Source organism: Sphingomonas xinjiangensis (genome assembly GCF_014199255.1).
Lineage (GTDB): Bacteria > Pseudomonadota > Alphaproteobacteria > Sphingomonadales > Sphingomonadaceae > Sphingomonas > Sphingomonas xinjiangensis.
In genome coordinates this window covers 40,463-55,300 of record NZ_JACIJF010000011.1, presented here as the reverse complement: position 1 = coordinate 55,300, position 14,838 = coordinate 40,463, and the positions used below count along the sequence as shown (strand labels likewise).

Here is a 14,838-nt window from a genome sequence, read left to right as displayed (position 1 = left end):
ATAGGCGGGGCCATGGTTCCCCTTTCGTTCGCTGGCCATGAATTTCGCGCGATAGCGAAGGGCGCTCTGTATTGGCCGGCGCGTCGGGCGCTGCTGGTCGCCGACCTGCACTTCGAAAAGGCCAGCTGGTTCGCGCTCCAGGGTCAGATGCTGCCGCCCTATGACTCCTTGGCGACGCTGAGCGCCCTGACTGGGTTGGTCGAGCAAGTGGCACCGGTCGAACTTTGGTGCCTGGGCGACAGCTTCCACGATTCCGCCGGGTGCGAGCGGCTGCCGGCGCAGGCACGGGCGATGCTGACCGGGCTTACGGGGCGGCTTGATTGGCACTGGATCACCGGAAACCACGACGCGGCGCTGGTCGATCATTGCGGCGGGACAATTCACGACGAAGCGGTGGTCGACGGGCTGGTGCTGCGGCATGAGGCAGAGCCGCGCGATATCCGTCCCGAGTTGTCGGGACATTTCCACCCCAAGCTGCGCGTCACCGTGCGTGGACGACAGATCGCGCGGCGTTGTTTCGTGACGAACGAGACCAAGCTGATCCTGCCAGCGTTCGGTGCGCTGACCGGCGGGCTTGACGCGCATCATCCCGAAATCGTGCGAGCAGTGGGTGCGGGCGCGCAGGCGCTAGTGGCGCTCGAGGACCGGCTGCTGCGCTTCCCGGTCGCCGCTTAGTCGGTCAGCTGCAGCGCGCCTCCCCGGGACCAATCGCACGGGTCTTGCATCGTGCACCGCCAGTCAGTTCGACATCGCCCGGCCCAAGTATCTCGACGGTAGCATCGCCGCGCGCTTGCCCGCGCAGGCTGCCGGTGCCGGTAATCGAAATGGCTCCGCTCGTGGCACTCAGGCCGCTGGCGTCGATATCGTCGCTGCCGGCGATCGATGCCTTCAAGCGTTGGGCGCTGCCTGCGACCCGCATGTCGCCTGCGCCGGCGATCGAGAGTTCGGCGTCGTTAGCCTTCATGCTGCGCAGGATGAGATTGCCTGCGCCAACGATGGAAAGGTCCACATCGCCGTCTACGCGGTCGACGCTCAGGTTGCCCGCACCAGTGATGGTGGCATCGCTGATGTGCGGTGGCACCACATGGATGCGCGCGGCGCCGCCGCTGCCGCTCTTCTGCCGCGCGATGCGCAAGTCGCCTTTGACTACGCGGATGTCGAGCTTGTCGAGCGCCGTGGGATCGCCTTCGGCGGTCACCGAGTAGCTGGTCCGGTCTTTACATCGATCTCGTCCGGGCCGCGCAGATCGACGGTGTCGAACCCGCTCGCCGCGAAGCTGCGGGTGGCACCGCGGCAGGCAGCACCTTCGTTGCGCTGGGTGTTCGAATGGCAAGCAGCGAGCGGCAGCATTGTGACATCAGCAACAGGCGCATGGTTTCTCCAGAACTGTATTGATGAGGCAATACACTGGCTCTGAGGCAAAGAAAAGGGCGGCCGTCGCCGACCGCCCTCCCACTATTTAAAACGCAGATCAGGCCGGAACCTTGTCCTTGTTCCAGATCGCCGCGGACTTGCGCAGAATATCCAGGATCTTATTGAGCGCGGCGGGTTCGTCGGTTTCCTCCATCGCCGCGAGTTCGCGGGCGAGGCGCGATGCGGCACCTTCGAAGATCTGCCGCTCCGAATAGCTCTGCTCGGGCTGGTCGTCGGCTCGGAACAGGTCGCGGACCACTTCGGCGATCGACACCAGATCGCCCGAATTGATCTTGGCTTCATACTCCTGGGCCCGGCGCGACCACATGGTGCGCTTTACTTTGGGCTTGCCCTTCAGCGTCTCAAGCGCTTCCTTGAGCGTCTTGTCGCTCGATAGCTTGCGCATGCCAACGCTCTCGGCCTTGTTGGTCGGCACGCGGAGCGTCATCTTTTCTTTTTCAAAGCGGAGCACATACAGCTCAAGCTGCATGCCCGCGATTTCCTGCTTCAACAGCTCAACCACACGGCCCACGCCGTGCTTAGGGTAAACGACATAATCGCCGACATCGAAGGACAGCGCCTTGGCAGCCATGTGCGAGGAACCTTTCGTGTAACCGGCCCCGAACTGTTGCGGTGTCGGCCCCCCGCGCTCGAAGGCAAGGGGCAGGCGTTTCCGGGGCGACTCGTATTCTTCTCCGGGCGGAGGCGGATTTCGCCTACGTCGTGGTCCCTTTAACACGCTCGTAATAAAATTACCAGCCAAACGTCGCCGTCCGCGCCCGAAAATGCGCGGTTTTCGGCGGTTCGACCGGTACGGTCGCTGCCAGTGCTGACGGCTTAGGAGCCGGTGCCGGGCTCCGAAGAGAAATACTTGTCGAACTTGTCGGTTTCGTTCTTCATCGCGTCGGCGTCGGCCGGCGCTTCACCCTTCACTGTGATGTTGGGCCACTGCTCGGAATAGGTGCGGTTGAGCTCCAGCCACTTTTCCAGGCCGTTCTCGGTGTCCGGCAGGATGGCCTCGGCTGGACATTCGGGCTCGCACACGCCGCAGTCGATGCATTCGTTGGGATTGATGACGAGCATGTTCTCGCCTTCGTAAAAGCAGTCGACCGGACAGACTTCGACGCAATCCATGTACTTGCACCGGATGCAGGCGTCGGTGACGACATAGGTCATGGGAGTGCGGGCCTCTGATCGAACGTCTGGAAAGCCGCCCTGCTATGCGTGAGCGTCTGCCCCGTCAATCGGATGCAGCATCCTGCGACACGTTTGCAGGGTTGGGCGCGAGGCTTTGGACCCCATCGGTGGCAAGTTCCTGATAACAGGCACGGCCTTCCGCAGGTGGGCCGCGGCGCGCGGGAAACTGTTCGACGCGCACGACGCGAATCTTGCCGTAAAGAGGAAAGGCGAGGACCGATCCAATGCGTACCGGCGCCGCCGCGCGTTCGACACGGCGCCCGTCGATGCGCAGCGTACCCTTTTCGGCGATCGCCTGCGCGGCGCTGCGCGTCTTGGCCAAGCGCGCAAACCACAGGAAGCGATCCACCCGCATGGGGCCGTCCTTATCCATCACGGAGGCCGGCAAGGGCTGCAAAGGCGTTGTTGCTAGGGGGCGCTTTCGGCTTTGCCGCCGGCGTGAGCCCCTGCCAAATCCATCGCGGGGGTTCGCCTTCCTGCGTGCGGGCGGTGCGGAACCCGAGTTGCGCCATGAGCCGCGCCAGCGTTTCAGGGTTCAACCCGATGGAGGTGGCGAGCGCGGGGTCAGGAGTGAAGGGCTTGCGTCCCTGCCGGCTGTCATGCGCGGCGCGCGCAATACGTTCGACCAGGTCAACGCGTACCGCCTGAGGTCCTAGGGGGCGGAAGCCATGGGGAAGATCGGCGCCGGGAGTGCCACGCGCAAGCACGGAGGCACCGTCGCGCGGTGCCTCTGCCAATCCCATCAACTCGCGGCGCCAGCGGGCAGCGCCGGGCTTGAGCAGGGCCGGCGCGAACAGATCGAGCGTGCCAATCGTCACCCCAAGCTTGCGCAGCCGCTTGCGCGCGTCACCATCAAGCGCTTCGACCAGATGCGCAGCCGCGCGACGCGGCATCAGCCCACCCGCGTCGAGCAGGGCATGGGCAAGCGCTCGCAAAGGCCCCCCGGCGTGTGGGTCGCGCAACGTCACGTCTAACTGCGCAAAGACGGGCAGGTGCTTGGCGAGCTGAGCGGCGAACCATTGATCGAGCCGCGCCTGCACCGCGATGCGTACGCGCGCCTCCAGTACATCGAGCGCGCGGTCGAGGACGATCTTCGGCCGCGCGATGCTCGTGCCCGCAGTGAGCCGCGCGACCGGAACTTCGCCCCAGAACACTGTTTGGTTCAAGGCTTTGGAACCGCCGTTCATCGCGCCGGCCTGGAGATTAATGGAGACCTGCCCGTCGACAGGCACGGGGCGGACGGGGGAGAGAGAAAGTTCGGTGTCCGGCGCCTCTGCCAGTGCCTCACCGCGGCGGCGATATTCGCTGGATAGGCGCTTTTCGGCCGCAGCGAGCAGCATCCGCTTGTCGGCCGCCCGGGCGTCCGGCGACACGCTGAAGTGGAAGCCGCTAAGCGTGCCCAGCGGATGATCCTCAACGCTGACCCCTCCTTCCGGCCCGATGGTGACGGGCAGGTCAGTGGCGTCCGCGCCGATCTGGCGCAGGAGCACGGTGGTGCGGCGGTCGACGAAGCGCTGGGTCAGGCTGGCGTGAAGCGCGTCCGATAGCTTCTCCTCGACGGCGCGAGTGCGTTCGGCCCAGTGGGTCGGGTCTTGGAGCCAGTCAGCGCGGTGCGCGATATAGGCCCAGCTGCGCGCTGCGGCGATACGCCCGGCAAGCACCTCGACATCGCCGCCCATATGGTCGAGCCGCTGTAGCTCGTCGGCGAACCATTGGTGGGGCAGATGACCGGCGCCTTCCGAGATGTGGCCGAAGACACGACCAACGAAGCGAGCATGCGGATCGACGCCGAGTTTCCGGAAATCGGGCAGGCTGCAGGCGGCCCAAAGCCGCGCAACCATGCGCGGAGAGCGGACGCGGGCACGGATCCAATCCTCCTCGGCCAAGCGCTTGAGAACGGCCAAGTCAACCGCCTGCGGTGCTGCGCGCAGCACTTCGGCTTCCGGCTTGGCTTGCAGGCTGGCGACCAGCGCGTCGATGCTGGCGAAATCGGGCTCCCCTTGGCGCCAGAACAGATGTTCAAGGCGGGGCACCTGATGCCCTTCGATCGCGAGCACTTCCTCGGGCGTGAAGGCGCTAGGGCCTTCCTCGCTCAACGCGCCGAACGTACCGTCGCGCTGGTGCCGTCCGGCGCGGCCGGCGATCTGCGCCATCTCCGCGATTGTCAGCCGGCGCTGACGGCGGCCATCGAACTTGTTGAGCGAGGCAAAGGCGACATGCGCCACGTCCATATTAAGGCCCATACCGATCGCGTCGGTGGCTACCAAATAATCAACTTCGCCCGCCTGAAACATCGCGACCTGCGCATTGCGCGTGCGGGGTGAAAGCGCGCCCATCACCACGGCAGCACCGCCGCGCAGGCGGCGAAGCGCCTCAGCGACGGCATAGACCTCTTCGGCGCTGAACGCGACGATCGCCGAGCGGCGAGGCAGCCGCGACAGCTTCTTGGCGCCAGCATAGCTCAGCGTGGAAAAGCGGGGCCGCCCGATCACCTCGGCATCGGGCACCAACGCTTTCAGCATCGGCTTCAGGCTTTCCGACCCAAGAATCATGGTCTCCTCGCGCCCCCGCGCGCGCAACACCCGATCGGTGAAGACATGGCCGCGCTCCGGATCCGCCCCCAATTGTGCCTCGTCCAGGCCGACGAACGCCACGTCGCGCTCCAGCGGCATGCTTTCGGCGGTGCATAGCAGCCAGCGCGCCTTGGGCGGCAGGATCTTCTCTTCGCCCGTGATCAGGCCGACATGTTCGGGGCCCTTCATCTTGACGACGCGGTCATAGACTTCACGGGCAAGCAGCCGCAGCGGGAAGCCGATCATGCCGCTGGCATGGCCGCACATCCGCTCCACCGCGAGATGGGTCTTGCCGGTATTTGTCGGGCCCAGCACCGCCGTGATGGGAGAACGCGCGAACTGGCTCATGTCAGGCACAAGATCGTTCCGAGTCAGCCCTTAAGCAACACCCCCTGATTGTTCATTTTCCTTAACCATGTAGCTTTTACGCAGAATTGTTGTGTTGTTTTCCATTCGCCGCGGACCCGAAACGGACCATCGCAGGGGCGAATCGAGGGCAGGCTGCTTAATTTGACTTTAAGCCCGTTGCTCCACAGTGATTCGCCTTGAGCCGGGGGTTGCGGCTACAGCGTAACAAATGGGGGCATCACGCCTTGTTCCTGCGGAACGACCATGGAATGGATCTAGGTGGCGGCGGCACGTCCACGCTGGCGCGCCCGCCTGTAGCTGCCACCCCGAGCGCCGCGCTGGCGCTGCGTCCGCGCCGCTTCGACTTCGACCCGGCACCCGATCTTGGTGCGCGGATCGGATCGCTCACTTGGTTTCGCGGGGCAGCAACCTGCGTCGGCCTTTGCACGCTGACGTGGCTGCTCGCGCCGGGGCTGGAAAACCCGATTTACGGTACCGTTCCCGCTCCGCTCAAAGGCGCGGAATGGGAGGCCGCTCGCGCCCAGGCAATCCGGCCGCTCGGTCAGGGCGCCACTACCGGGTACCGGGTCGCGGCGACCCGGCTAGTTGCGCCCCTGGCGGATACGCCGGAGCGCCCGATCTTGGAATCAACCGCTAAGCTCGCCTCGGGCGACGCGCTACTTGGGGTGCTGCAACGCTCCGGCGTTGGCGCCGCTGATGCTGCACGCGTAGGTAGCTTGGTCACTCAAGCACTGGCGCTCGGCGAGATTCAGCCCGGCACCATGCTGGACCTAACGCTGGGACGCCGCGCCGATAAATCACAGCCCCGTCCTCTCGAAAAGCTCGCCTTCCGGGCCAAGTTCGATTTGAAATTGGAAGTCGCGCGCGGCGGCGGCGATCTGGCGCTGAAGCAGATTCCCATCGCGATTGACCATACCCCGCTGCGTATCCAGGGTGCGATCGGGTCGAGCCTGTACCGCTCGGCGCGGGCGGCCGGAGCGCCGGCAAAGGCGGTGGAAGCTTATATCAAGACGCTTGCCAGCCGCGTGCCGGTGTCGCAGCTCGGATCGGGCTGCACGTTCGACATCATCGTCGGTCAGGCGCGCGCCGAAACCGGCGAAGTGCGGCTGGGCGCTCTGATGTATGCCGGGCTCTCGGGGTGCGCCAAGAAGGTGCAGCTGCTGCCCTGGGCGAATAACGGCAAAACCGAATGGTTCGACGGATCGGGCCGGGGCAACAGCACCGGGATGATGGCAATGCCTGCGCCGGGCCGTTTCTCCTCAAGCTTCGGCATGCGCCGGCATCCAATCCTAGGCTATGTCCGCATGCACCGGGGCGTCGATATCGCCGCGCCCTGGGGCTCGCCGGTTTTCGCTGCCAGCGATGGCACCGTGCAGATCGCCGGGCGCAGCTCCGGTTATGGGAACCTGATCAAGCTGAACCATGGCAATGGCTATGGCACCGGCTACGGCCATCTCAGCCGCATCCTGGTGCGGCCGGGCCAGCATGTTCGCAAGGGGCAGCAGATCGGCGCAGTGGGGAATACTGGCCTGTCGACTGGGCCTCACCTTCATTACGAGATGTACAAGAACGGCGTAGCGGTGAACCCGCGGTCCGTTTCGTTCAATTCGATGCGCCAGCTAAGCGGCCAAGATCTGGGCGCATTCAAGGCCAAGCTGAGCCAGCTGCTGGCGGTCCCGGTCGGGCATGGTGCGCAGACGGACGAGGATTGAGGCTTAGCGGCTGGCTATCGGTCGGCTGATCTACCTGCAAAGTTGCAAGCAAGTCAGGGCAGCGCTGAATAGGTGTGGGCCGAACGTTCCTTGTTCCAGACGCCAGCCCATGCCGCGAAGCATGCTCGCTCGATGCTCCTGCTTGCGAGAGAGCTAAACCAGGCCGAGCGGGTGCCTACTTGCCCTGCGAGCGCCACCGACGGATCGTGCGTTCCAGCATCTGATCCTCGCCGCCTGTCTCGCGCCACAGCTGCGAGAAGAGCGGGTCTTCGGAAGCCGGACGCTTTGTTTCTTCAAGTCCATCGAACAGCAGGCGGACGGGGGTGGCGACGCCCTCGCCGACTGCAATGCACTCTCGGTTGCGTAGCGCGGGAATCGAATCGAGGAAGCCGCGCGCACCTTCGGGCATCGCCGCGCGGACGAAAGCCTGGTCCCGCTCGTTATTGAGGCGCATCGACAGGATGGTGCCGCACTGCGAAAGCACGCCCTCGGCCAGGTCGGACGGGCGCTGGGTGATCAGGCCGAGCGACACGCCGTACTTACGGCCTTCCTTGGCAATGCGGCTGAGGATGCGGCCGACCGAAGAGCCATTGGCGTTGCGCTCGTTGGGAACGTAGCGGTGCGCTTCCTCGCAGACCAGCAGCACCGGTCGTTTGTTCTCGCCGCGCGACCATATCGCGAAATCGAACACCATACGGCTGAGCACCGCCACCACTACCGACGTGATTTCGCTGGGCACCCCCGACACATCGATGATCGAGATTGGCTTGCCTCCGCCAGGTAGGCGGAAGATTCGCGCGAGGAACGCCGTCATGGTGTCGGCGACCAGCATGCCCGAGAACATGAAGGCATAGCGCGGATCGGACTTGATCTCGTCGATCTTGCTGCGCAGGCGCAGATAGGGCGCGGTGTCCGTCGCCTTGTCCATCTTGCCCATCTCCAATTGCAGGATCTGTGTAAGGTCGGACAAGAGATAAGGGACCGGCGCGTCGACGGTAAGCTTGCCGATCTCGGCGGCAAGGCGGTTCTTTCCCTTTGCGAGCAGCAGGCACTTGGCCAGGATGTCGGCATCGACCTGGCGATCGCCGCCGCTGGCAGTGAGGAAGACCTCGCAATGCTCCTCGAAGTTCATGAGCCAATAGGGCATTTGGAGGTTCGAAACGTCGAACAGCGCGCCCGTCGTTTTGAACGCACTGGCATATTCGCCGTGCGGGTCGATCATGACGATATGACCCTGCGGCGCCAACTCGCAGATGCGGTGCAGGATCAGCGCCGCCGCGGTGGACTTGCCGGTGCCGGTCGAGCCGAGCAGTGCGAAGTGCTTGCCGAGCATCGCATCGATATAGAGGGCGGCGCGGATGTCCTTGGTTGGGTAGACGTTGCCCACCTCGATGTTGGCGCGGTCATCGGCGGCGTAGATCTGCTTGAGGTCGGGCGTGGAGACCGGGAAGATCGGGCAGCCTGGTGTCGGATAGCGCGTGACGCCGCGGCGGAATTTGTAGAGCTTGCCGGTGAGGCGTTCCTCGTCGCCTTCGCCCAGGAAATCGATGTCCGCCATGATGCGGTCGCCGCTGTCGAGCTTTAGTGAGCGGACATTGGCGATTAGCCAAGTACCGCCGACGCGCATCTTAACCTGGCTGCCCATCTGGCCCGCATGGGCGACGGCGGCGTCGCTGCTGTCAGCCAAAGCGTCTAGTTCGACGGGATCGAGCATCACCCGGCTGGCAGCACCAGCGACTTCGAGGACGGCGCCGATCGGCTTCAATGCGGCGCGCCCTACCAGCGCATCGCTGGCCGGGAATGCGTTCGCCGGATCAAAGACACGTCCGCCGAAATGGCCGTCCATTGGATACTCCTACACGATTCGGCAGGAATATAACTAACGGAGGTAAATATTGCGTATGATCCAGGCGCTTAGAAGCGCCGCCACAAAGCCCCTGCGCCCCAACCGAGTAGCACCGACAGCAGCACCGCTGTCACACCGTAGATCAGTGCGTGACGCTCGGCCGAACGCGCAACGAAACGTTCAAAGCCCGATTTTCGGATGTCGATGGGCCGCACTGCCGCAGCGAGCACGCGGCCATCGCGGATCAGAAAGGTTTCGGCAGTGAACTTGCCGACCGGAACGCGTGCAGGAATCTGGAGGCGGGCGCGATACAAGACCCCGCCGGTGATTTCCACTGCGCGAGGCGCTTCATAGTACAGGCCACCACGCGTGCGCAGGTCCACAAGACCTGCGTCGAACCGTGCTTGGACGTCGGGCGACGCACTGGACGCGGGCGAGAGCTGAAGGCTGCTCACTCCCAGTTCGTAGATCGCGCGAGTGCGCTCGTCGACTAGCTGCTGAATCGGTCGCGATGACGCGACCGCATAGAAACTGGGCGCCGACCGGTAGCGCATACTGTCTGAGTTGACCCAAATACCGGCTAGCTTCTCCTTTTCGCGGACCAGCACCGATTGCGTCGGTCCTTTCACAACCACGACGATGTCCGTGCCCTCGCCCGATCGCGCAGGCGGCGGGTCCGGGTACAGGATCGCGCCGAACAACAGGAGCTCGGCTCCGGTGAAGCTGTAGGCGATCTCGATAGAGCGTTCGGAGACGTCGGGGACCAAGACGGGCTGGGCCTGCCCCATCAGCAAGGGCGCGGCGGCGAGCGCAAGCCAGACACGCTTCATGACAACTCGACCGAGTAGATCTCGTCGGGCCGCCACACCAGGCCGAGGAACATGCGCGACGCGACAAGCAGTACCATAACCGCGAGCGCCAGGCGAAGATACTCGGGACGGACCTTCTGCGCGAAGCGGGCACCGAGCTGCGCGCCGGTAACCGACCCGAGCAGCAGCAGCGCCGCCAGCACAATGTCGACAGCCTTGGTGGTGGTGGCGTGCACCAGCGTAGCGGCGGCGGTCACGAACAGGATTTGGAAGAGCGACGTGCCCACCACCACCTGCGTTCCCATACCAAGCAAGTAGAGCATCGCGGGAACGAGGATGAAGCCGCCGCCGACCCCAAGCAGAACCGTCAGGACGCCAGTGAAGAAACCGAGCAGCAGCGGCGCGAGCGGCGAGATGTACAGTCCCGAGCGATAGAAGCGCCAACGCAGCGGCAGCATCGCGACCAGCGGATGATGGCGGCGCTTGCGGGGCTTGGCGACACGCGCGCCGCGCGCCACCCGGACTGCGCCGACCGACTCATGCAACATCAAGCCGCCGATCGAACCAAGCATCAGCACGTACAGAATGCCGATCACGGTGTCGATCTGGCCGGTTTCCTGCAGAATTGTGAACAGCCCCGCGCCAGCGATGCTGCCTAGGACACCGCCAACTACCAGCACGGCCCCCATATGCATGTCGACACCGCCCCGGCGGAAGTGCGCGAATACTCCCGAGACGCTGGCACCGGTGACCTGGCTTGCCGCGGATGCGGCAGCGACCGTGGGTGGGATGCCGTAGAAGATGAGCAGAGGTGTCGTGAGGAAGCCGCCGCCCACGCCGAACATTCCGGAGAGCAGGCCTACCCCGAAGCCCAACGCGACGATCACGAGTGCATTCACCGACAGGTTGGCGATGGGAAGGTAGAGATCCATTGCCTTGGGGATACCGCGTTTGCGCCTCTATGCAAAAGCTGCGCTTACGCGCCGACGCAAAACTAGAAGTCGCTTCCGAGCGTCAACGCGATGCCCGAGCCGGGCCGAGCCTCGCCGGCGATGCGCTGCCGCCAATCCAGCGCTAGGCGCATGGTCTGACGTGCGACCGGTAGTGTCAGCGTGACAGAGGGGCCGATGTCCAGCCTGTTCGCGTCGCGCTGCGCGGCTCCCCAAACCCCACCTCCGATGGACAGCCGCGCCGCGCCTGAAGCCGCGAGTTGTCGCGTCAGCCGTGCAGCCCCATCGGCATAGGGCTCCAGCCTGGTGCGCTGTATGATGCCGGCTTGACCATAGGTTTCAAGGCGGAAGCCTGGAGCGACCGCATGATCGGTCCCGCCGACGACGCCGGCACCAAACCCGGCTTTGATGCCGTCAAGCCCGGCACGCCTTTCCACAACCAGCCGGAGCGGCGCTTTGGTGGGTTGCCAGTCCAGACCCAGCGCCGCCTCGGCACCGCGTCCCCGCAGAGGCGCAGTGACTCGCCCGAAGACCGCCAGTCTCGCGGAAGGTGAAAGCAGCCAAGCCACGCGGACACCGGCTTGGCTGCCACCGAGCTGGCTACCGCCCGGCGCGGCGCCTAGCCCGGTGCCGGACCGCGCAACCGCCCAGGCTGCGGCGGACCAACGGTCGGGTAACGGATGTAGGTGATCGGGCCACAACGCGAGCGCCGCGTACGAAGCTGGCGCGGCCGGTACCGATGGCCCAAGCACGGTGAACCGCGGCGCGAGTGTGGCGATCTTCTCAAGCTCGGCGGGCGGATCGGACCTCCACACCGGCACGTCTGTGTCCGCAGCCGCCACCACGGCGAACGTCTTGAGTGCGTCCGGACCGGTCTGGAGGCCCCGTCGCACGGCGGGTGCAATTGCGGCTTCGTGGGCGGCGTATGCTGGGATCGGGACCGGTGGAAGTAGTTGGATTTGTCGGGGCAGCAACGCCGCTGTCGGCCAGAGTTGAACCATACGGATGCCGATCCAACAGCTCAGCACCAGCGCCAGGAAGCGCAGGGGCCGGCCGCGGATCACGCGCCGACCAGGTTCGCGTCGTCGGGAAAATGATGCGCGGTCTTGTCCCAGCGTGGCGCGGCGCCCGCCAGAATATCGATGTAGAGGGATAGTGCCCGCTGCGCCGCGAACAAGCTGATGTAATTGGCAACCAGCGTCCGCGGAATGGAAAGCAGCGCTTCGCGCCAGCAGTACGCACGGTGCACAAACAGCGCGCGTACGGCTGTCCGCCAGGCAAGCAGCCCCGCGTTCATCAACAGGATCCATTGCAGCGTGGATGATAAGCTTTGTGCGCTTCCCCCGAAGAGCGCGTGCCCTGTCCAGGACAGAATCCAGAGGATCAGAGCGCCGTACGCAACGACAAGCACGGGGATCGCGAGTGTTGCTCGGCGATCGCGCATCCGCATCCAGTGATCGCCAATGTGCAGTGATCGCGCCCAGCCTGTCCGGTCCCAGCCGGCGAGCGCAATGCCAGTCATCCAGCGGGCCTTCTGCCGGATTGCGGCGTGAACCTGGTGCGGGAAATAGGCCCGGACCGCCACTGCGTCGCCGGTTCGCGGATCGGTCGTGCGCGCGAGAATCGTGCGCCCGCCCATGGCACCGATGGTCAGGCCTAGCTCATAATCCTCGGTAAGGCTCGACGCATCGAACGGCAGGCCAGAGCGCCGGGCGGCGATCGCATCCATGAAATCACGCCGGATCGCGCAGCCGACGCCCGCCAGCGGCAATCCCGCGCCGATCGCCTGGCGCACGAGCAATTGCTTGCCATGTGCTTCGGCGAATTCATCAAGATAATGGCCCGACACGAAAAGCGAGTCCGGGTGGCGCAAGGGGAGTACTGGGATTTGCACGGCGGCATAGCGATCGATCAGGTCCGCAACGACCGCAAGCTCGCACGGGTGAACGATGTCTTCGGCATCGTGGAGCATGACGGCGGCAAAGACGCGCCCCTCGCAGGCCTCGTCCGCGCGCATCGCGCCCCAGATCGCGTTCAGGCAAGCGGCTTTGGTCGTAGGCCCCGGGGCAGAGCCCACGACTATGCGCACGCGCGGATCGGCGAGCATCACGCCCTGCACCGCGGCAATCGTCGCGAGATCATTGGGGTAGCACCCCACGTATATGCGATAGTTAGGATAATCGAAGCGGGCGAGCGTCGCCCGCAGCATCTTGTCGATAACGGCAGACTCGTCCCATGCAGCAACAAAAACGGCGATGAGAGGAGCAGCGGTGCTATCGCTCTCTAGGGCGTCAGGCCGGTATGGTCTGCGCCCTTGCGATACGTCGCAGGTCAGTAGCCGGCATCCAAAAATCAGATCAACGAGAAGGTCATCCAATCCGCCAATTGCGAACCAAATGGCGGCGAACAATGTTGATTCACGTGCCAACACGTCGATGACGGACAGGATCATGACCAGCCCCCTAGTCGTTTTGTCCGATTCGGAGCCTGTTTATCCTTCTATTGTTACGGGATCAGCAAGGCGATTCTTTCGTGATAGCCTCTGTATGATCCAAATCGGACTAGAACAGCGGCGTCGCGGCTTCGGCTGGAGGCGCTACTCGCAGCAATGGAAAAATAGCGAAGTACTGCGGGACCAAATGCTTAGCTACGCGTTAGGACCAGCGGTCCTTACCCTTTTGGACTGTGTCAAAGAGGACACCGGCCGCGCCGCCCGCATCGGCGCGGCCGAACCCTCGGGCTGCAGTCCGCTGCCCAGAGTGGCGATGCGTTACCAGTAAAAGCCGGGCAACACGTTGATCACGGTGCCCCGGCGAGTGTCGACCAGCAACACGTCATTATAGTGACGCACCCAACTTTGGTGCCGGGCGGCGCGCGGCAGGTGATAGCGCCAAGGATCGGCAATTACGTAGCGCGTGCCGTAATAAGGCGAGCCGATCCGAAGCCCCGGACGGAACCGAGTATACCGGAAGGGCGCGTTCCAAGAGCCCCGCGCGAAAACGGCGCGGTTGTTCGTTCGATAGCGGCGCCAATCGTCGCGGCCCCAGGCGCGGTCCCGATCCCGCAGGTCTTCACGATATTCGCGATGTGCCTGACGCACGTCGCGGCGTTCCCGTCTAATATCGCGCGCGTCGCCGCGCCGATACGCATCGCGCAAATCGCGCCGTTCTTCGCGGATGTCCTGGCGGTCGCGCCGCAATTCGCGATTAGATTGCGTGCTGGCCGCGGCGGGTGCGGCAGCCGTCGGCAGCGCGACGGCGGCAAGCAGCGCAGCCGTGATGAATTTTCGCATGTCATCCTCCTTGCGTGACGCCGGCATTTCGCCGGCACCACGTTGATTTGGAGAACCTGCGCTGAATGCCGCGCGAACGCGTTGGTCAGCCGGCAGACAGAAAGATTACTGGCCGCCACCACCCGCGCCGCCGGCGCCACCCATGCCTGGTGCGCCTACCGTGCCGATATTGCCGAATAGGTCTTCGAAGAAGCCGCGCTCACGGCCCAGTGTCGGCGTGGTCTTGCCGTACGGGCTGACATTGGCGATCAGCTTTTCGTCCATCCGGTCGACGCCAAGGACGTTGCCGGCACCGTCGAAGCGCACGCGTAGGGTCAGCTGTGATCGGGCCTTAGGATCCTGAAAGCCGAAATTGCTGCTGTCGCGGGAGACGTAATACCATTCGCCCTTATTGAACTGGCTCGTCAGCGTGGGCTGGCCGAGCGTCTGTAGCACCGACTGGCGCGTATCGATGCCCGGCTGGATCGCGTCCACTAGTTCCTTGTCGACGACATACCCTTGATGCGTGCGAGTCGGTGTGCAGGCAGAGGCACCCAGAGCAGCGGCGAGCAGCGCGGCGCTGACGGCCAGGCGGGCAGGGTTGGGCATCGAAGTCTCCAGACGAACTACGCGAAGGCACGCGCGTGCGGATTGCATCGCACGCCATTCGCCTCAATATGCGGCAAAATGCGGCCAAA

General features: G+C 64.5%; 15 protein-coding genes. 2 read left to right on the top strand and 13 right to left on the bottom strand.

Annotation, left to right across the window (positions count from 1 at the left end; genetic code table 11):
- Positions 1-12: 12 nt before the first annotated feature.
- Positions 13-675, top strand: a complete 663-nt coding sequence (gene pdeM, locus FHT02_RS15745) for a ligase-associated DNA damage response endonuclease PdeM (RefSeq protein WP_184089742.1) — start codon at positions 13-15, stop codon at positions 673-675.
- Positions 676-679: 4 nt separating this feature from the next.
- On the opposite strand, the gene FHT02_RS15740 is transcribed toward pdeM, so the two are convergent.
- The 6 genes from FHT02_RS15740 to FHT02_RS15715 form a co-directional block, all read right to left on the bottom strand.
- Positions 680-1,198 (bottom strand): GIN domain-containing protein, encoded by a 519-nt coding sequence (locus tag FHT02_RS15740; protein ID WP_184089739.1) that lies wholly within the window; start codon positions 1,196-1,198, stop codon positions 680-682.
- The gene (locus FHT02_RS15735; protein WP_184089736.1) at positions 1,195-1,350 is read right to left on the bottom strand and encodes a hypothetical protein; all 156 of its coding nucleotides are present in this window, start codon (positions 1,348-1,350) and stop codon (positions 1,195-1,197) included. Before FHT02_RS15735 ends, FHT02_RS15740 begins: the two co-directional genes overlap by 4 nt.
- A 121-nt stretch (positions 1,351-1,471) precedes the next feature.
- The gene (locus FHT02_RS15730; RefSeq protein WP_184089733.1) at positions 1,472-2,005 is read right to left on the bottom strand and encodes a CarD family transcriptional regulator; all 534 of its coding nucleotides are present in this window, start codon (positions 2,003-2,005) and stop codon (positions 1,472-1,474) included.
- Positions 2,006-2,250: 245 nt separating this feature from the next.
- Positions 2,251-2,589, bottom strand: coding sequence for a ferredoxin FdxA (gene fdxA / locus FHT02_RS15725; RefSeq protein WP_184089730.1), 339 nt, complete (start codon positions 2,587-2,589; stop codon positions 2,251-2,253).
- A 64-nt stretch (positions 2,590-2,653) separates the two neighbouring features.
- Entirely contained in the window at positions 2,654-2,965 is a 312-nt protein-coding gene (locus FHT02_RS15720) for an RNA-binding S4 domain-containing protein (protein WP_184089883.1), read from the bottom strand.
- Between the two features lie 10 nt (positions 2,966-2,975).
- Positions 2,976-5,531, bottom strand: a complete 2,556-nt coding sequence (locus FHT02_RS15715; protein WP_184089727.1) for a helicase-related protein — start codon at positions 5,529-5,531, stop codon at positions 2,976-2,978.
- Between the two features lie 197 nt (positions 5,532-5,728).
- Here FHT02_RS15715 and FHT02_RS15710 point away from each other — a divergent pair, with 197 nt between their 5' ends.
- Positions 5,729-7,264, top strand: a complete 1,536-nt coding sequence (locus FHT02_RS15710) for a M23 family metallopeptidase (protein WP_246352450.1) — start codon at positions 5,729-5,731, stop codon at positions 7,262-7,264.
- Positions 7,265-7,439: 175 nt separating this feature from the next.
- Here FHT02_RS15710 and FHT02_RS15705 read toward each other — a convergent pair whose 3' ends face one another.
- The 7 genes from FHT02_RS15705 to FHT02_RS15675 all read right to left on the bottom strand — a co-directional run bounded on the left by FHT02_RS15705 (position 7,440) and on the right by FHT02_RS15675 (position 14,749).
- Entirely contained in the window at positions 7,440-9,110 is a 1,671-nt protein-coding gene (locus tag FHT02_RS15705) for an ATP-binding protein (protein ID WP_184089721.1), read from the bottom strand.
- 68 nt (positions 9,111-9,178) lie between these two features.
- Positions 9,179-9,940: a TIGR02186 family protein gene (locus FHT02_RS15700; RefSeq protein ID WP_184089718.1), complete on the bottom strand. Its 762-nt coding sequence runs from the start codon at positions 9,938-9,940 to the stop codon at positions 9,179-9,181.
- A complete protein-coding gene (locus FHT02_RS15695; RefSeq protein WP_184089715.1) occupies positions 9,937-10,851 on the bottom strand; it encodes a sulfite exporter TauE/SafE family protein in 915 nt (304 codons plus the stop codon). Before FHT02_RS15695 ends, FHT02_RS15700 begins: the two co-directional genes overlap by 4 nt.
- A 62-nt stretch (positions 10,852-10,913) precedes the next feature.
- Complete coding sequence (locus tag FHT02_RS15690; RefSeq protein WP_343056972.1) at positions 10,914-11,762, bottom strand: hypothetical protein; 849 nt, start codon at positions 11,760-11,762, stop codon at positions 10,914-10,916.
- 167 nt (positions 11,763-11,929) lie between these two features.
- Positions 11,930-13,321, bottom strand: a complete 1,392-nt coding sequence (locus tag FHT02_RS15685; protein WP_184089712.1) for a glycosyl transferase family protein — start codon at positions 13,319-13,321, stop codon at positions 11,930-11,932.
- Positions 13,322-13,639: 318 nt separating this feature from the next.
- Complete coding sequence (locus FHT02_RS15680) at positions 13,640-14,161, bottom strand: RcnB family protein (RefSeq protein ID WP_184089710.1); 522 nt, start codon at positions 14,159-14,161, stop codon at positions 13,640-13,642.
- A gap of 105 nt (positions 14,162-14,266) precedes the next feature.
- Positions 14,267-14,749, bottom strand: a complete 483-nt coding sequence (locus FHT02_RS15675; protein WP_184089707.1) for an outer membrane protein assembly factor BamE — start codon at positions 14,747-14,749, stop codon at positions 14,267-14,269.
- Positions 14,750-14,838: the final 89 nt, after the last annotated feature.